15 protein-coding genes are annotated in these 16,384 nt (G+C 64.1%); 8 read left to right on the forward strand and 7 right to left on the reverse strand.

Features of this window, described 5'->3' with window-relative positions; translation table 11 throughout:
- Position 1 precedes the first annotated feature (1 nt).
- On the reverse strand, positions 2 to 961 hold the full coding sequence (locus tag P9239_RS11155) for a DMT family transporter (RefSeq protein ID WP_309750703.1): 960 nt from the start codon (positions 959 to 961) through the stop codon (positions 2 to 4).
- Here P9239_RS11155 and P9239_RS11160 point away from each other — a divergent pair.
- Positions 960 to 1,160 (forward strand): hypothetical protein, encoded by a 201-nt coding sequence (locus P9239_RS11160; protein ID WP_309750705.1) that lies wholly within the window; start codon positions 960 to 962, stop codon positions 1,158 to 1,160. The two genes, P9239_RS11155 and P9239_RS11160, sit on opposite strands and share 2 nt — an antisense overlap.
- Positions 1,161 to 1,282: 122 nt before the next feature.
- On the forward strand, positions 1,283 to 1,834 hold the full coding sequence (locus P9239_RS11165) for a glycine zipper domain-containing protein (protein ID WP_309750708.1): 552 nt from the start codon (positions 1,283 to 1,285) through the stop codon (positions 1,832 to 1,834).
- A gap of 684 nt (positions 1,835 to 2,518) precedes the next feature.
- Here the strand turns inward: P9239_RS11165 and P9239_RS11170 are convergent.
- Together P9239_RS11170 and P9239_RS11175 are read right to left on the reverse strand one after the other, a co-directional pair.
- The gene (locus P9239_RS11170) at positions 2,519 to 2,788 is read right to left on the reverse strand and encodes a DUF1488 domain-containing protein (protein ID WP_309750710.1); all 270 of its coding nucleotides are present in this window, start codon (positions 2,786 to 2,788) and stop codon (positions 2,519 to 2,521) included.
- 209 nt (positions 2,789 to 2,997) lie between these two features.
- Positions 2,998 to 3,222 (reverse strand): zinc ribbon domain-containing protein, encoded by a 225-nt coding sequence (locus P9239_RS11175; protein WP_309750712.1) that lies wholly within the window; start codon positions 3,220 to 3,222, stop codon positions 2,998 to 3,000.
- A 130-nt stretch (positions 3,223 to 3,352) separates the two neighbouring features.
- On the opposite strand from P9239_RS11175, the gene P9239_RS11180 reads away from it, so the two are divergent.
- Positions 3,353 to 3,898 carry a DUF4142 domain-containing protein gene (locus P9239_RS11180; RefSeq protein ID WP_309750713.1) on the forward strand — a complete coding sequence of 182 codons (546 nt, stop codon included), beginning with the start codon at positions 3,353 to 3,355 and terminating at the stop codon, positions 3,896 to 3,898.
- Between the two features lie 50 nt (positions 3,899 to 3,948).
- On the opposite strand, the gene P9239_RS11185 is transcribed toward P9239_RS11180, so the two are convergent.
- The gene (locus P9239_RS11185) at positions 3,949 to 4,650 is read right to left on the reverse strand and encodes a carbonic anhydrase (RefSeq protein ID WP_309750716.1); all 702 of its coding nucleotides are present in this window, start codon (positions 4,648 to 4,650) and stop codon (positions 3,949 to 3,951) included.
- Positions 4,651 to 4,866: 216 nt separating this feature from the next.
- On the opposite strand from P9239_RS11185, the gene P9239_RS11190 reads away from it, so the two are divergent.
- Positions 4,867 to 7,455, forward strand: a complete 2,589-nt coding sequence (locus P9239_RS11190; protein ID WP_309750718.1) for a tetratricopeptide repeat protein — start codon at positions 4,867 to 4,869, stop codon at positions 7,453 to 7,455.
- Between the two features lie 3 nt (positions 7,456 to 7,458).
- On the opposite strand, the gene P9239_RS11195 is transcribed toward P9239_RS11190, so the two are convergent.
- Positions 7,459 to 8,235, reverse strand: a complete 777-nt coding sequence (locus P9239_RS11195) for a hypothetical protein (RefSeq protein WP_309750719.1) — start codon at positions 8,233 to 8,235, stop codon at positions 7,459 to 7,461.
- Positions 8,236 to 8,883: 648 nt separating this feature from the next.
- On the opposite strand from P9239_RS11195, the gene P9239_RS11200 reads away from it, so the two are divergent.
- The 3 genes from P9239_RS11200 (at position 8,884) to P9239_RS11210 (ending at position 14,004) form a co-directional block, all read left to right on the forward strand.
- On the forward strand, positions 8,884 to 10,221 hold the full coding sequence (locus tag P9239_RS11200) for a hypothetical protein (RefSeq protein ID WP_309750721.1): 1,338 nt from the start codon (positions 8,884 to 8,886) through the stop codon (positions 10,219 to 10,221).
- Between the two features lies 1 nt (position 10,222).
- Positions 10,223 to 11,536: a cellulase family glycosylhydrolase gene (locus P9239_RS11205; protein ID WP_404980030.1), complete on the forward strand. Its 1,314-nt coding sequence runs from the start codon at positions 10,223 to 10,225 to the stop codon at positions 11,534 to 11,536.
- A 128-nt stretch (positions 11,537 to 11,664) separates the two neighbouring features.
- On the forward strand, positions 11,665 to 14,004 hold the full coding sequence (locus P9239_RS11210; protein ID WP_309750723.1) for a GNVR domain-containing protein: 2,340 nt from the start codon (positions 11,665 to 11,667) through the stop codon (positions 14,002 to 14,004).
- A gap of 7 nt (positions 14,005 to 14,011) precedes the next feature.
- Here the strand turns inward: P9239_RS11210 and P9239_RS11215 are convergent, their stop codons facing one another.
- Positions 14,012 to 15,391 carry a glycosyltransferase family 9 protein gene (locus tag P9239_RS11215; protein WP_309750726.1) on the reverse strand — a complete coding sequence of 460 codons (1,380 nt, stop codon included), beginning with the start codon at positions 15,389 to 15,391 and terminating at the stop codon, positions 14,012 to 14,014.
- A 533-nt stretch (positions 15,392 to 15,924) separates the two neighbouring features.
- Positions 15,925 to 16,101, reverse strand: a complete 177-nt coding sequence (locus P9239_RS11220) for a hypothetical protein (RefSeq protein ID WP_309750728.1) — start codon at positions 16,099 to 16,101, stop codon at positions 15,925 to 15,927.
- Between the two features lie 124 nt (positions 16,102 to 16,225).
- On the opposite strand from P9239_RS11220, the gene P9239_RS11225 reads away from it, so the two are divergent.
- Complete coding sequence (locus P9239_RS11225; protein ID WP_309750730.1) at positions 16,226 to 16,381, forward strand: hypothetical protein; 156 nt, start codon at positions 16,226 to 16,228, stop codon at positions 16,379 to 16,381.
- Positions 16,382 to 16,384 lie beyond the last annotated feature (3 nt).

Raw genomic sequence — 16,384 nt, forward strand, 5'->3', positions numbered from 1 at the left:
CTCACTGCTTGGCTTGATTCGCGCATGCGGTGCTCCGCGCGCGCCCGAGCGGCAGCCGTTTGACGACGCCCGTCGCGAGCGCGGTGCCCGCGAGCACGACAGCGCAAGCGGCCGCCATGCCTGCCGACACGTGCTCGGCGAGAAAGAGCGCGCCCCACAGAATCCCGAAAATGGGAATCACGAACGTCACGGTGATCGCCCGCGCCGGTCCTGCCACCGCGATCAGGTGGAAGAACAGCATGTAGGCCACGCCCGTGCACGCAATCCCGAGCCCGATCACGGCGCCCCACGCCGTCAGCGACACCGTGCCCGCCGGCCATGCGACGAGCGCAAACGGAAGGAGCACGAGCGTCGCCGCGCTCATGGTGCCGGCCGCCACGGTGAGTGAATCGACGTCCATCAGATGCCGCTTCGTGTAACTCGCGGCGATGCCGTAGCACAGCGTGGCGGTGAGCGCCGCGAGGGCGGCGAGCGCGGTCGTCATCGGTGACGTCGCGGGCGTCGCTGACGTCGTGAGGTCGTGCACGAACATCTGATCCCAGACGAGCGCCATCACGCCCGCGAAGCCGATTGCAAGTCCCGCCACGCGCAGGCGGCTCAGGCGGTCGCCGAGCCAGAGATAAGCGACGAGCGCGCCCCATAGCGGCGTCGTCGCGTTGATCACCGAAGTGACGCCCGCCGACAGGGTCAATTCCGCATACGCGAAGAGACAAAAGGGCGCGGCGGAATTGAAGACGCCGACCACGAGAAGCGGCCATGCGCGCTGGCGCATCGTCGCGAACGCTTCCCGTGACGAGCCGCGCATCACCAGCACGAGCAGCAGAAACGCCGCGCCGATGCCCACGCGCAACGCCATTAGCGGCGCGACGCCGAGATCGGTCACGCCGACGCGGATGAAGAGGAACGAGCCGCCCCACAGCGCGGCGAGGACGAGCAACTGAGCCAGATTGACGGGATTCATGACGGGCTTCGCAGAAAGAGTCGGGAGCGAAGCCATCGTAGTGGCGCGCGAGCGGGTGATGCTTCGCTGCGGCGTGAAACGAAAAATGCGCGTGCGCCGGCTTCGTCTGATGGAGGACGATCGTAGGCGCGACGCGTCGCAGCGGCAAACGAGCAATTCTCACCGGTATGTGAAAGAAATTGCGATGAGCGCATCGTGACGATGCCGCGCGGCCTATGCCGTACGGACGAGCTGCCGGCATAAGCCCGTCGGTGCGACTCTTGCTGTCCTACCGATGCACGGCTCACGCAGTGAGATCAACGACGCAAAAAGGAGAGCGCCATGGAGAACGCCAACGCCAACGCCAACGCCAACGCCAACGCCAACGCCAACGCAAACGCAAACCCGAACGGCAGCACGAAAAGCACAGGAAACACGACAGCATCGCCGGGCGAACCGCCGGTATCGCGCAAATCCGTCGAAAGCGCGATGGACGCGGCGCTCGGTCCCGGCATGGAGCACAGCGGCGCTGCGAACGCTGCTCCGCATGCACCCGGCGCGGCGCAACAGCCGGCGCGCAATGCGCCGTATCCCGCGCCTTATCACGCGCACGGCAGTGTGCTGGAAGGCGGCGACAGTCCCGCCGTGCTCGCGCAGCCCGCGTCGGCAGCGTCGCAAGGGCAGGGCAGCCCGCTGCGGCGAGAGCGCATTCCGGATCGTATGTCGGCGGGGCGCCGTGCGCAGCGTGTCATTTCGGGCGCGCAGGACGTAGCCGTTGCGCGTTACCGGCTCGTCACCGAAGGCACCGACGATTTCGTGCACGACAACCCGTGGAAATCCATCGCCATGGCCGCGATAGGCGGGCTGATCGTCGGATTGCTGATAGCGCGCTGACCGAGCGAGGTCGCGGTTCGCGGCGGGCTTCGTCGCTTGGCTCTCGGAGAAAGAACGGCGCGGCGCTTGTCGCCGCTCCGGCCTGAAGCACACGCGAGCCGCGAAAGTCCGGACGCCACGAAGCGCGACTTCCGCTCACGCAGGAGCCGCAGTCGCGCCGGGTGCTGATTGCACATTCGGAATTGAACGTAGGCGATTATCTTGCGCTCGGGCTCGCCATACGGGGCTTCGAGAGGGTGTAAGTCGGTCACGTGGCGGCTGCCCGGCCTGCGTCGTCGTGGCGGCCTAAGGCGCTCTTTGCGTGAATGCGCGCATCGGCGAATTATCGAGTCGGAGACACTGCGCGGTCAGGTGTCCGCGCGCCCGATGCGTGGGCGGGCGCAGCCGCGTGACCGAATGCTGATGGCGCTAAGGTCGGCGAAACATCGGGCGGGAGACGGTGGCACAGCCACGCGTCCGCGCCCGATGCATGAACAGGCGCAGCGGCGCAAGCAACTGCTGATCGCGCTTAACGGGGAGGAACCCAGCGGCCACGCGACGCGTTGCGGCTTCTGCCTGAGGCCGTGTGGCCCGCAATGAGAGTGATAAACAGACCGTCGCGCTACTTCGGACGTGCGTCAGCACGCAAGCGCCGCGCTGGCTCGTCGACGCCGCCGGCCACGGCCGCGTCGACGTTCGGCGGAATCAGGCCGTCTTCTTGAAGTCGTTGGTTTCGAGTTCGACCGACTGACCGCCATTGCGCTCCAACGCCCGCCGCGCGGCCTCCTCGATCTGAAGTCGTCCGCCTTCGAACGCGCTCAAGATCGCGTGCGACGACGTTCCGCTGTTGCCGAAGTGGTCGTTGAGCGCATCCAGGGACACGCTGCACCAGACTTCGCGGCCGTCGACCGCCGCTTCGAACGCGACACGCGCTGCCGCCACCACATGACGCCGCCCGCTGAACTCAATCGTCATCCTGATCACCTCCTGTTATTGGTTCGGAGAACCGCTGGGAAATTGTGAAGGGCTTGAGAAGCGCTGCCGCGCGATGCCCGCGACGAGAGGCCGGAGGCCGGCCATCGAGCCGTCGCGGTTTCATCATACGCTGCGCGGCGCGTCCGGGTGACGATGCAACGCCTATACCCGCTTATCGAAGAGACGGCGGGGCGGACGTGCGATGTTCGTCAGCAGCACAGGCACCCGCCGCGATGACGCATGCCGTAACTGCCGACGTCCTCGCTGGCGGGCTGCGAGCCGCCACCGCTGCTGCCAACGGATGGCGCGCCGATGGTCACGCGGGCGGCCGTCGCGCCGCAGTCGGGGCAGGCGGCAGGTTCGTCGCGTTCGGCGATGCGGCGGACTGCTTCGAATGCGCCGCATTGCGAGCATTCGTAGTCGTAGACAGGCATGGCGTATCGGGAAAAGAGACAGAAGTTAAAAGTGTAGCAAGCAAGCCACATTCCGCGTGAGAGAGACGCGCGGCGCGCGTGGCATCGGCATTGCTAAAGAAGGGAGCTATCACCGCCAAAGGAGGCATCAATGAAACGCAATGCAGTTCTGCTCACCGCGCTGGCATCGGCGCTTTTCGCCGCCGCGCCGGCTGTCACGCTCGCGCAGACGCAGGCGGCCAGCACCACGATGGCCAACGACTTGCCGTCGCCTGACAAGGAATTCGTACAGGCCGCATCGATGTCCAGCTCCACCGAGATCGACGCCAGCAAGCTCGCGACCAAGCAATCGCAGGACAAGGACGTGAAGAACTTCGCGCATCACATGATGGTCGATCACACCAAGCTCACGATGCAGCTCAAGATGGCTGCGCCGCATGGCGTGGCGGTGCCGAAGGACAATTCGGACACGTCCGTGCTCGATTCCCTCAAGGGCCTGAAGGGCAAGGAATTCGATACGGCTTACATCCAGAAGGTCGGTGTACAGGGACACCAGCAAGCCGTCGAAGCGTTCCAGAAGGAAGCCGACGGCGGCCAGAACGCGGATCTGAAGAAGGCCGCGCAGAAGGCACTGCCGACCATTCAACAGCATCTGAAGATGGCGCAGGATCTTGCTTCGAAGAAGGGCGTGCAATAAGTGCACGCAAGGCGCGGCGCGCGGCATGGCCGCCGCGCGCCGTGGTCCGCTTATCGCGAGCCGCTGTGCAGCAGCCGTTCGCGCGCTTGCGGAATCGACTCGAAGGCGCCGGCGTTTTCATCGAACACCGACACTTCGCCCTGTCCGATGTCGTAGACCCAGCCCTGCACCTGTAGCTGGCCGAGCGCGAGCCGTCCCGCCACTGCGGGGTGCGTGCGCAAATGCGTGAGCTGGAGGCGGATGTTTTCTTCCACCATCGCCTGCACGACGCGCGTTTCCTCCAGTTTCCGCGCCATCACGACGCTGCGCGCCGCTTCCGCGTTGCGCAACCAGGCGTGGACCGTCGGCATTTCATCCGCGATGGTCGCGCCCGACGCGAGGCCCTTCATCGCGCCGCAGTCCGAGTGGCCGCAGATCACGATCTGGCGCACGTTTAGCGCGAGCACCGCGAATTCCACCACGGCGGATACACCGCCGAGCATTTCGCCGTAACCCGGCACGATATTTCCGATGTTGCGGCACACGAACAGTTCGCCCGGGTGCGTCTGGGTGATCATCTCGGGCGACACGCGCGAATCGGCGCAGGTGATGAAAAGCGTGTGCGGCGCCTGTTGATGCGCGAGACTCTTGAACAGCGCCTCGCGGTCGGGAAAGACGAAACGGCTGAAATCTTCGGCGCCCTGCAACAGGTACAGCAGGTCGGGGTTATCGGCGCCTTTGCGCGCTTCGTTCATCGTCAATTTGTCGGACATGGGACCTCGTCGTTTTGCAGACCGGCGCGCGTGACGCGCCGCAACCGAGACTTTGCGGGGTTTTGAGATGATCCGCAAGCGGGACGGAAATGCGGCGTCGCGTTGCGCGGCTGTTTCGCTTCTTGCGCCCCTTTATAGTTATTGACGAATTCGTTTCGGGACTCTGTTAGTTTTACCCTTCACAAATATCAGAAAAGCGGTCCCGCGCCTTTTCCCATGGTCTTCGATCCGAATCTCTATCACACGGCTGCGGCTCACTGTTCAAACGGTCGCTTCGAAGACGCGCTGCACATTCTTCAACCGATGCTCGACGATCCGGCAGCCGACCCCGAAGCCCGCAATCTCGCCGCGGTCTGCTGTTATCGACTGAACCGGCCGGACGAAGCGGAAACGCACTGGCGGCGCATTATCGAAACGCATCCGGACCATGCCGGAAGCTACGGCAATCTGGCCAATCTGCTCATGGCGCAGGGCCGGATGGCGGATGCCGAAGCGGTCTATCGGCGGACCATCGCGCTGCGCCCGGATTTCGCGGAAGCTCACTACAACCTCGGCAATCTGATGCGCAAAGTCGAACGGGCGGCAGAGGCGGAAGCCTGTTTTCGCGCTGCGCTGCGCCTTCGCTCAGATCTCGCCGAAGCGCATTACAACCTCGCGAGCCTGCTGAACGACACCGGGCGCGTGGCGGAGGCGGAGACGGCCTATCTGAACGCAATCTCAGTGCGGCCGGACTACGCCGAGGCCTTCAACAATTTCGGCAATCTGCTGCGCGAGCAGGGGCGACTGAAAGAAGCGCGCACAGCGCTCAGGCGCGCAATCGCGCTGCGTCCCGACTTCGACATCGCCCATCAAAACCTGGGTCTGCTGCTTCAGCAAATGGGCCAGTGCGCGCGGGCGCAGCTTTTTCACCGGCGCGCGACGCAACTGAAGCCCGACTACCTCGAGGCGCATTGCAGTCTCGGCGAGGCGCTGCTCGCGATCAAACGCAGTGCGCAAGCGGCAGCGGCGTTCGAAGCGGCGCTCGCCATTCGCGCCGACTGCACCCAGGCGCTCGTGGGCCTTGCGCGCGCGCGACGCGACACGGGGCGCATCGAGGATGCGGAGCGCATCTATCGCGAAGTGCTTGCTTTGCAGCCGGACCAGCCGGAGGCGCTCGCGGGCCTCGCGCCGATACTGCATGACAGCGACCGCCTGGAGGAAGCGGAAGCCATCTATCGCGCGTTGATCGCGCGGCATACGGACAGCGCCAGCGCGCACTACAACCTCGGTGTGCTGCTCGGCAGCCAGAATCGCCTTCACGAGGCGGAAGCGGCCTATCGGCGGGCGATAGCGCTGCGGCCGGACTTCGCTCACGCCTACACGAACCTCGGTCGCATCCTGACGGATATGAAGCGGCTGCCAGCTGCGGAAGCCATTCTTAGACGATCGATCGCCATCGAGCCCGAGTCTGCCGAAGCCCATAACAACCTGGCGACCGTGCTCAAGGACATGAGCCGGATGGAGGAAGCCATCGAATCGTTTCGCCGCGCGGTGGCGTGTGGGCCCGACAATGAATGCGTGCACCGCAATCTGAACTACGCCCTGACCTATCATGCGGAAGAGCCGCAAACCATTCTCGACGAATGCCTGCGCTTCGCCGCGCGACACGAAGCACCGTTGCTGGCCGATGCCGTCGGGCATACGAACGATCGATCCGCGTCGCGGCGTCTGAAAATCGGCTACGTCGCGCCCGATTTCCGGACGCATTGCCAGTCGATGTTCACGCTGCCGGTCTTCGCGCAGCACGACCACGCATCGTTCGAGATCGTCTGCTATGCAAGCGTGAAACATCCCGACGCGCTGACCGATCAGTTTCGCGGCATGGCCGATGTCTGGCACGACGTCCACGCGCTCGACGACGCGGCACTCGCAGAGCGTATTCGCGATGACCGCATCGACGTGCTCGTCGATCTCACCATGCACATGGCGGGCGGGCGTCCGCTATTGTTCGCGCGGCGGCCCGCGCCCGTGCAAGTGCAGTGGCTCGCGTATCCGGGCACGACGGGTAGCCGCGCCATCCGCTACCGGCTCACCGACCCGTGGATCGATCCGCCGGAGCAGCCTGGCGTCGGCGAACGCTATAGCGAGCGTTCGGTCTGGCTGCCGGAGACGTTCTGGTGCTTCGATCCACGCGTCGCGACGCGCGGCGCGCCCGACGTCGGCCCATTACCGGCAGAGCGCAACCAATACATTACGTTCGGATGTCTGAATAATCCGTGCAAGGCGTCGGATCGCACGCTTCGCATGTGGGCCGCCGTGCTCGCTGCGACGCCTGAAGCGCGCTTCATTCTTCTCGCCGAGCCTGGCGCGCGCGAACGGTTCAGCGAACGGCTCAACGCATTGGGCGTGGACATGTCGCGTGTCGCCTTCATCGGGTATCAAGAGCGCGAGGTGTACCTGAACACCTATAACGCCATCGACATCGGTCTCGATACCTATCCCTACAACGGACACACCACCAGCCTCGACGCATTGTGGATGGGCGTGCCGGTGCCGTCACGCGCGGGCGAAACGGCGTGCAGCCGCGCGGGACTGAGCCTGCTGACGAACTTGGGCTTGCCAGAACTCGTGGCGCATGACGACGCGGCTTACGTCGATATCGTCATGCGCCTGGCGAGCGACATCCCGCGTCTCGCCGCGCTGCGCGCATCGCTGCGTTCCCGCCTCGAAAGCTCGCCGATGATGAACGCGCCGCGATTCACGCGCAATCTGGAGAACGCGTATCGCGCGATGTGGCGCGAGTGGTGCGCGACGGCTTCGGATTGACGGTCAAAACGCGTCAAGTCCCGTTACCGGCTCGACCGGGCGCACGGCATCGGTCGGCACGGCCGTCGCATGTCGGCGCAGCCGGTTGATCGCAGAGAGTCCTAGCGACAAGCCGGGGTCCAGATAATGAATGATGAGGCTGCGGCGTTCGCCCGCGAGCACGTCCAGGTTGCAGTGCTGCATCAGGAATCCGTTGAAGACGTACACGTCGCCCGCGAAACCCCGGATGCGTGAGCACAGACCGCGTTCGAGATGACGCTCCGTGCGCGCCGCGCGCAGCGGGAAGGGCAGGCCGCGCTCGCCCCATTGCACGCTCTTGCGCAAAAGGTTGTCGCGGCGCCGCGGAATGTCGCGTGTTCTCGGGTAGACGACGAGATCGCCGCTCTTGTCCTGATCGCTTGCCGTCTTCAGCACGATGACGAGTGTGAGCACGTGCGAGTCGAAGTGACGGCAATGACTGCCCGCCGTCGTCGTGCTGCTTCCAATGCGAAGTCCGAACCACGGTCCGACCGTCGCGTTGACCTGCATGGTCGACTTGAGCCAGTCGGACGCCGCGCGCACGGCCTCGTTCTCCAGCGTCCTGAAGGCCGGAATATCGCGCAACGTGTGCACGACATCCTTGGCGCTGCCGAAGAATTGCTCGTGGTCCTGTGTCGCGGCATAGGCCGCATCCAGCATTCGGTTGATGGCGGCGAGCGTGGCCTGTGGCACCACGGATTCGAATACCGCAATACTGCCTTTGGATGCCTGCGTCAACGCGGCACGGTCTTGTGCGTTCATATGCGCTCTCGGAGATGACGTGGGAAAGACGGCGATTCGTTGAGGCGAGAGATTCATCGGGGGCCGCGCGGTGCGGGCCCCAGAAAGAAGAGCACGGCGTTGCCGTGTCTCACGCGTGCGGCGTCGCAGGCGTGCGTGCTGGTCTCACTCATGGCGAGCCTCTTCGAGTTTTGGTTTGTTCGATACCGCGACCCCGCGCGTCCGGCCCCGACCGCCTTCCGGTGCGCAATCTTTTCGGCTTATTTGGTACGTCATCCTACACGTCGCCATTTATACCGATATGCCCTTAATGTACGACGTCGCGTGTGTTTGCGGCGCATGTTGAGCACGAGGATAAACCCGTAGCGGTAGGACAATAAGCTCGCTTATGTTCGGCAACGATCCAAGCAAACGTTTCGGCTCATGCCGCAGCCGCTCTTCGTTTCCGCCTTATGAGCGCAAGCCGACATAGCAAACGTGAGCGGGAACAATCGGCCGGATCGAGCGTGCGTAGGCGCACGGAGCACGCCGCATGGCAACGGTAAGTTTTCGGCAACGGGGGCGGACCTGGCCGGGTCCGTCGCGCTGGCAAGCCAGCGCATACAACAAGAGGCGATCGGCGGTGATGTCCGCAACCGACGATCCCCGGCGACAAGCGACGGTGAAACAATGGACAGGGCATCGCTCGAAGACAGGCTGTGGGTCGCGACGTTTCTCGCCGCCGTGGGAAGCGACGTGCTCTCGGGCGTCGTGCGCTACTACACGTCGATGGCCGGCGTGCCGCAGGCCGCATATCTGCCGAAAGTGCTGATGCTCGCGTGGGTGCTGCTCACGCTGGTCAAACGCCCCAAGGCGGGTCATGCGCTCATTGCGCTCTACATGATCGCGCAGTCGTGCGTCTCGCTTTCGCATGGCGTCGTGCCGCAAGCCGTCGCGTTCTGGGTGTGGACGGTTTCGCCGATGATCTTCGCGCTCACGGCGCCGCCCGGCGCGCTAGCCTTGCTCAACGGCCGCATAGCGACGGCGGGCTTCATCGTGCTGGCTGCGCTCTGCGGCATCGGCATTCTCGCGAATACGTTCATGACGCTGCCGTGGGTCGGCACGAGCGTCTCGGTGGGCGGTCATAACGTGCGGGTCGCGGTGTCCTCGTATGTCGGCATTGCGTCGCGCTTATCGGGCTTCGGGCGCGACAGCGCGTCGACCGGACTCATGGCCGGTCTCCTGACGACGTGGCTTCTCATGCGCACGGACAAGCGCTGGTTGCAGTGCGCGTTGCTCGCGGGAGCGGGCGCGGCGATTCACGCCACCACCAACAAGACGGCGCCCGTGGCGCTCGCGCTTGTCGTCGGTGCGCACTGTCTTTTCTCGACGATGACGATGAAGCGCGCCTGCCTCTGGGCGACCGCGTTCGCGATCAGCTTTCCGCTTGCGTCGTTTATCGCGGCCTCCGCATTCAATCTCTCGGGCACCGGATACATGACGCTCGCGTCTTTCCAGGACCGCATGTTCAATACGTGGCCTGTCCTGATCGAAGGACTCCTGAAGAACAACCGCATCTGGCTAGGGCTTGGCCCGGGCGGGTTCGGTTCGGCGTCCACGTACTACGAGAGCGCCTTCGGTTTCAATGTCGCCTATGCGGACAATACGGTGCTGTATGCACTCGCGAGCTTCGGCCTCTTTGGCGCGGTCGCGCTCATCGGCTTCTTCGTGCGCGTGGTGCTGCGAGCGCAGCCCGACGACAGGCCCTCATGGGCGATGCTGCTCTATCTGCTGTTCGCCTGCGCGACGACGGACATCTGCGAATCCATCGGCTGTCTGCTGTTCCTGGGCCTCACACTCGCTTACCTGCGTCAACGCGCGCTTGCCATCGAGCCACAGGCGTGGCGCGTGCCGACGCCCATCTTCGCGACACAGTGGCGGCCGCGCGTGCCGGCGACTCATGCGATGCCCTCGGTCAATCGCGAGCCGCTGCTCGAGTCGGCGCACGAAGGACTGGGGAGGCTCTGACATGTTCCGCGTGAAAAAGAGCTTCGCTCGACGCATCGCGGTGGCGGGCGCGGTCGCCGCGTGTGTGGCGATGCTGCCCGCATCGGCCACGCCCAACGTCGCGCTCGACGGCTCGCCTGTGTCTCTTGAGCGCGCTTACGTCGCGCTGCCGTCTTTCGCGTCGGCTCGGGCGAATACCGGCGTCGCGATCCATCAGATCAGCGATGCCAAGCTGCTCGATGCTGTGAAGGATGTGGGCTTTTCGTTCGTGCGCACGGATCTCTTCTGGGAAGCGGTGCAGGCGCCGGACGGATGGCACTTCGGCGAGTTCGACGGCCTCGTGAACAACTTGAAGGCGCGTGGCCTCGGGGCGCTATTTATTCTCGGCTACAAGCACTACGCGTATAGCCCGGATCAGCCGCCGACGTCCGCGCCGCAGCTCGCCGCGTTTCAGACGTATGCGTATCAGGCGGCTTATCGCTATCGCAATGCGCCGGTGCGCTTCGAAGTCTGGAATGAAGAGGACCACAAAGACTACTGGCTCGCGCCGCCTTCGCCGGCTGCGTATCGCGCGTTGCTGAAGACTGCGGTGGCAGCGACGCGTGCAGCGAATCCAGACGTGGTCGTCGCGACAGGCGGTGTACAGCAGGTGGATCGCGATTTCATTCGCGCAGTGGGCGATATCAGCGCGACGCAGACGGGGCCGGATGCCGTGAGCGTGCATCCGTACCGGCAGCAGGAGCCGGAGACCGTGCTTGGCGATTATCGTGCGTTGCGCGACGACCTTTCGACCTACGCCAGGCGTCCGCAAGTGTGGGCGACCGAATGGTCGTATCCGAGCGTCGGCTATCACTATGTAGCCGATATCGGCAATGGTCACGCGAGCGAAGCGCGTGCGAGGCAGGCGAATTACGCGGTGCGCTTGCTCTTGATGAACTGGATCGCGCAAGTGGGACTGACGTCGTACTACGACATGCGCAACGACGGCCAAGACCCGAAAGAGATGGAACATAACTTCGGCCTGCTGGATGCGAACAACGCGAAGCTGCCGGCCTACCGAGCGGTGAAGCATCTGTTCGCGTTCACGGCCGATGCGACGAACGCGCGCTACTTCATCGACGAGAAAGAGCAATACATCGTGCTGAAGCTCGACGATGGGCACGCGACCAAGTACGTGGTCTGGTGCTACGGCGCGGGTAATGTGGTGAATCTCGATGTATCGCGTCTGCCTGCGGGCGCGCGCGTCACCGATCTGTATGGAGTGGCACGCAGCGGTCGCACCATGCTCCCGGTGACGGAAGCGCAGGGACCGGTGTTCATCACGGCCGGGTCATAGTCGTTCGTTGTACTGATGGACAAGGCGTATGCGAGGGAATGCGCCTTGATTAGAAATGCAGCTGACGTCCTTGGTCTTTTACTTCTTCGTAGGGATATAACATGCTTTCATATAACATGCGCCCGGCCATGACGCCAGTTCCGCAACGCGGCGACGGTCTCGTCGATCTATGGCGCAGCGTCGTGCGCCACAAGACCTTGCTCGGCGCAGTCACCGGCACATGCTGCGCGGCGGGCGTGCTGTATGTGCTGCTCGCCACGCCGCAATATCGCGCCGAAGCGCTGCTGCGCGTGCAAAGCAAGGCGGGTACGTCGATCAGCGCGCTCTCCGACGTGTCCGGTTCCATGGCCGCCGATGCCTCCGCGAACGACGAAAGCGACGTGCTGACCTCCCGCTCGGTCGTGAGCGCGGCCATCGCGCAAACGGGCGCGGAGACGGTCGTCGAGACGAAGAGCCACTTCCCGTTGATCGGCAGCTTTCTCGCGTCGCGACATGCGAGCGATAACGAACTCGCGCCATCGTTCTTCGGGCTCGATCAATATGCGTGGGGCGGCGAGCGTCTGAAGCCCGGCGTCTTCACGGTGCCTGAATCCGCGTACAAGGCGAAGTTTCATGTGGTCGCGGGACAGGCGGGGCGCTGGACGCTCTATGACAAGGACGACAGAGAGCTTGCACAAGGGCGCGTCGGCGAGACGGTGTCGTTCGAGGTGAACACGCCGGAAGGCCGGGCGCCTGGCGAATTGCGCATCGACACGCTGCGCGCGCGGCCGGGCATCAGCTTTGAACTGCGCAGGTACTCGCAGCAGATGACCTTCGACAACGTCATCTCGCGGCTGCGCACCTCGATTCCGCCGCGAGAATCGTCGTTGCGCGACCCGTCGCTGATTCACTTGAGCTATCAGGCCGAATCGCCGCTGCTCGCGCAAGCGATGGTCAATGCAATCATCAAGACCTATCAGCAGCGCGACGTCGAACGCCGGGCAGCGCAGGCGCAGACGAGCCTCGACTTCCTGAAGCAGCGCCTGCCCGCGCTGAAGCAGGATCTCGAAACGGCCGAGCGGCGTCTCAACGCGTTCCGCACGCAGACGGGCACCGTCGACATGGCGCAGCAGAACACGGCACTCATCACACGCATGAGCCGGCTCGAAGAGCAGCAGACGACGCTGCAACTCGCGCTGGATGCCGCGCAGCATCGCTATAAGCCTGACAACGAGAACTATCAGAGCGCGCTCACGCAACTCAACCAGGTGAAAAGCGAGATCGCCGACACGGCGAAGATCGCCGCGAATCTGCCGACCGTGCAGCGGCAATACGTCGAGCTTGCGCGCGATGTCGCCGTCACGACACAGCTCTACACGAGCGTGCTCACGAACGCGCAGCAACTCGAAGTGGCAGCCGCGAGCACGCCGCCGGGTGTCGCGGTCGTGGATTGGGCCGTCGCGCCGGAAAAGCAGTCGTGGCCCCGCGCCTGGATCGTGCTGCTCGGTTCCATCTTCGGCGGCCTTTTCATCAGCACGGTTTCCATCTATATGATCGCGCTGAATCGGCGTGAACTTCGGAGTCCGGAGGAAATCGACCAGTTCTCGCAGCTGCCGCGCCTGGCCGTCATCGCACGTTCGACGGCGCAATTGCGGCAGGACGTGCGGGCGCTCACGCACAACGCAGCGCCCGCGAAGCTGCTCGCCATGACGAGTCCGACCGATCCGAGCATCGAGGCATTGCGCTCCTTGCGCAACAGCGTTCGCGCGATGCTGAGCGGCGCGCCGGTGCCGATGAGCTATCCGGGGCTGAGCGGATCGAGCCCGCTCAATCCCATGAACACGATGGGCTTCGGCGGTACGACGACCGTGATGAACCCGCGTTACGTCGCGAGCGCGGACGACCATGGCGGCAAGGTGATTCTCTTCACCGGCCCGACGCAGGGCGTGGGCAAGAGCTTCGTCTCGTCGAACTTCGCGTATCTGCTCGCGGAAACGCGTGCGTCCGTGCTGCTGATCGACGCGGACATGCGGCAAGGCCGTCTGCGTCATCTCGTCGATGGCCGCACGGGTCCCGGTCTCGCGGAAGTGCTGGAAGGCTCGGCGCGCGTGGATGAAGCGATCGTGTCGCTCGGCGGCGGTCTCTCGATGATGGACGCCGGCGCGTTTTATCCCGAGAATCCGGCCGAACTGCTGGGGCGTCCGGCCTTCCAGGAAACGCTGGCGATGTTGCGCGACATCTACGATTACGTCGTCATCGACTCGCCGCCGGTGCTGCCGGTGAGCGACGCGCTTTCCATCGCCATGCACGATTGCGACCTCGTGCTGCTGGTTTCGCGCGCGGACCGGACGGGCGCGCGGCAACTGGAAGAGACCTTGCGCCGGCTCGAAAACGTCGGCGCGAAGGTAGGCGGCCACGTGTTCAACGGCTTCGCGCCCGGCCGCTACGGCGCGCGCGAGGAGTACGGGTTCCGCGCGGTCGCGCGCTGAACATGCATTACCGTGCGTCGGCGCCGAGCAGTCGCTGCAAGGTGCCGACGACATCGCCCCAGGCGCCCAGTTCGCGCGCCCGCACGACGCGCATGTTCGGGTACCAGGCGGTCGCGGTGCCTTCGCGCTCGTAACGCCATTCGGCCACGTGATTCAGAAAGAGGTAGCTGCGCTTGCCGAGCGCTCCGGCGAAATGCGTGAGCCCGCCGTCGTTGCCGATGAACGCATCCAGCCGGTCGATGAGCGCCGCCGACTGAGCGAGCGTCATGTCGAGACCGAGTGTCGTGAACCGGTCGAGATCGGACGAACGCGGGTCGTTCAGCCAGCGGCGGCGCTCGAATCCGCGCTGCATCACGACCCAGTAGACGTCGCTCTGGTTGTCGAAGAGCGGAGCGAGGTCCGGCAGCGTCAGGCTGCGGCTCGCGAAATTGTTCGCCGATTCGCACGACGACCAGAACACGCCGACGCAGCGCCGGCCACGCGCGCGATGCCAGATGCGGTCGATGACGGCGTCGACCGCCGAGGGATCGGCCGGTTCGATGTACCGGTGCGACGGCGCGTGGCCCAGCACCGGGAAGAGGGCGGTGAAGAGCGTGAACGGGTCGGTCCACATTGCGCCGTCACCGCTCGGCCGCGTGAAACCGGCGATCTCCATGGCCCGGACGAACTCGGCCTGATCGGGCTCGGGCGTCGCGACACGGAAAAGCTCGGTGTCGTATTCGACGTCGACGCCCATGGCCTGCAACGCGCCGATATAGCGCGCCCAGTTCACCAGATCGCCGAAGCCCGACGCGATGAGGCGCACCGACAGGCGCGCGGGCAGGGCGCGCTGACCGGTCCAATAGCCTTCGCGGTTGACATGAGGAAAAAGCACGCGCCGTGCATCGTCGGACGACCAGTATCGGTGCATCGCCTCGACGCCGCGCGCGATGCCGTCGAGCCGCATGCGACTGCGTGCCTGATGATGGCCGAGCACGAACGCGGAATGTTCGTCGATGCCGTCGGCTTTCAGTTCGAGCACGCGCTCGTCGTCGCCGAGATAATGCCAGCCGTACACGCGCCACAGAAAAGCGGCGATCTCCGGCGTGGACGCTTTACGGGCGAACGATTCGATTCCCGCGAGCGCGACTTCTTTCAGACCGAGATGCCCGGCAACGTCGCACATGCAATGCACGTGAAAAGCGAAAGAGTCGGACAGGCGCGTCAGCATGAAACAGATATCGAGCGCCTGAAGGAATTGACCGGCGCGCAAGTGCACTAATGCGCGCCAATGCCAGTATTCCGCGGTGTTGCCGTCCGCGGCGCGCCGTTCGTCGAGAAAGCGCCAGCATTCCTCCACATCACCCGCGTAGAGTTTTGAATAAAGATCGTCGTAGGTTTTGAGCATGGTGTCCCGCGTGTAGATGCGCCGTCATCGGCTCGGGCCGAGTCCCAAGCGTTAATCACGCGACTATGCACGATGCCCGGGAACGTTTCGCTTGATGAATGATTCGTCGAAAAAATTTGACGATTATTCGACCATTAGGAGCGCGTGATTTTTAGTATAGGTCGCGGTCGATGCCGGGGCGGGAAAGCGGGTGCATGCCTGGTGTATGCAATGATGCAGGTCGCGGATCAAGCAAATCGTTGAATCGAGATTCGCTCGGCGATGAGCGTTCGATAATAGAGCCTGGAAATGTGCCGCTCATTGTATCTATTCGAATTCTTCAGCGGCTATTAGCGAGTGTTTCGTGACCCGATATTCCAAGCGTGGAATCTCCCACTTAAAGCACGCGGTTTCACAAGAAATATCTTAACGATTATCGAATGTGCGCTTCGCTCGGCACCGTTTCGGAAATGACCTCTGTTGAATCGCCCAACGTCTCATGCGAAGAAGCCGTCGGGCGGATCGCGAGCAACATTAAACTGCCAGCAATCGTCTTAAGACTGATCATCGCCGCGCGGCACGCCGGCCGGACTCGGCGGATCGCGTAGCTCTGCATCGGCTTGCGGCGGATGCGGCGGGTTCTCGGGCTGGGCCGGCCCGAGGTCGGTCAGTCCTTCGGAGTCGACCGGGTTTTGCGGCGGGTTGTCGGATGAACGGGAGGTCGCGCACATGATGGGCTCCGGTTGTTTGGACATTGCCAGATCGACAGCAACCGCCATTCCGGGCGGTTAGGCACTTTCGATGCTCTGCGATGAACGTAGGCCCGAGCGTCTCAACCTCCAAAAGGAGAAGATCATGAGCATTCCGCAAAACGAACCGGGAACCGATGTCGTCGATACGGACAAGGCCGCGCGCCCGGCGCCGAAGCCGGATGATCCGGCAGCCGATCTTCCGTTGACCGAAGCGGACGATGGCAATACGCGCACGCCGACCGATCCGGAGCAAGAGTGATTT

This window comes from Caballeronia sp. LZ062, from assembly GCF_031450785.1.
Taxonomy (GTDB): Bacteria; Pseudomonadota; Gammaproteobacteria; order Burkholderiales; family Burkholderiaceae; genus Caballeronia.

Coding starts and splice junctions, on each gene's coding strand:
- P9239_RS11160 (WP_309750705.1), top strand. CDS start 960: ATGACGGGCTTCGCAGAAAGAGTCGGGAGCGAAGCCATCGTAGTGGCG.
- P9239_RS11155 (WP_309750703.1), bottom strand. CDS start 961: ATGAATCCCGTCAATCTGGCTCAGTTGCTCGTCCTCGCCGCGCTGTGG.
- P9239_RS11165 (WP_309750708.1), top strand. CDS start 1,283: ATGGAGAACGCCAACGCCAACGCCAACGCCAACGCCAACGCCAACGCC.
- P9239_RS11170 (WP_309750710.1), bottom strand. CDS start 2,788: ATGACGATTGAGTTCAGCGGGCGGCGTCATGTGGTGGCGGCAGCGCGT.
- P9239_RS11175 (WP_309750712.1), bottom strand. CDS start 3,222: ATGCCTGTCTACGACTACGAATGCTCGCAATGCGGCGCATTCGAAGCA.
- P9239_RS11180 (WP_309750713.1), top strand. CDS start 3,353: ATGAAACGCAATGCAGTTCTGCTCACCGCGCTGGCATCGGCGCTTTTC.
- P9239_RS11185 (WP_309750716.1), bottom strand. CDS start 4,650: ATGTCCGACAAATTGACGATGAACGAAGCGCGCAAAGGCGCCGATAAC.
- P9239_RS11190 (WP_309750718.1), top strand. CDS start 4,867: ATGGTCTTCGATCCGAATCTCTATCACACGGCTGCGGCTCACTGTTCA.
- P9239_RS11195 (WP_309750719.1), bottom strand. CDS start 8,235: ATGAACGCACAAGACCGTGCCGCGTTGACGCAGGCATCCAAAGGCAGT.
- P9239_RS11200 (WP_309750721.1), top strand. CDS start 8,884: ATGGACAGGGCATCGCTCGAAGACAGGCTGTGGGTCGCGACGTTTCTC.
- P9239_RS11205 (WP_404980030.1), top strand. CDS start 10,223: ATGTTCCGCGTGAAAAAGAGCTTCGCTCGACGCATCGCGGTGGCGGGC.
- P9239_RS11210 (WP_309750723.1), top strand. CDS start 11,665: ATGACGCCAGTTCCGCAACGCGGCGACGGTCTCGTCGATCTATGGCGC.
- P9239_RS11215 (WP_309750726.1), bottom strand. CDS start 15,391: ATGCTCAAAACCTACGACGATCTTTATTCAAAACTCTACGCGGGTGAT.
- P9239_RS11220 (WP_309750728.1), bottom strand. CDS start 16,101: ATGTGCGCGACCTCCCGTTCATCCGACAACCCGCCGCAAAACCCGGTC.
- P9239_RS11225 (WP_309750730.1), top strand. CDS start 16,226: ATGAGCATTCCGCAAAACGAACCGGGAACCGATGTCGTCGATACGGAC.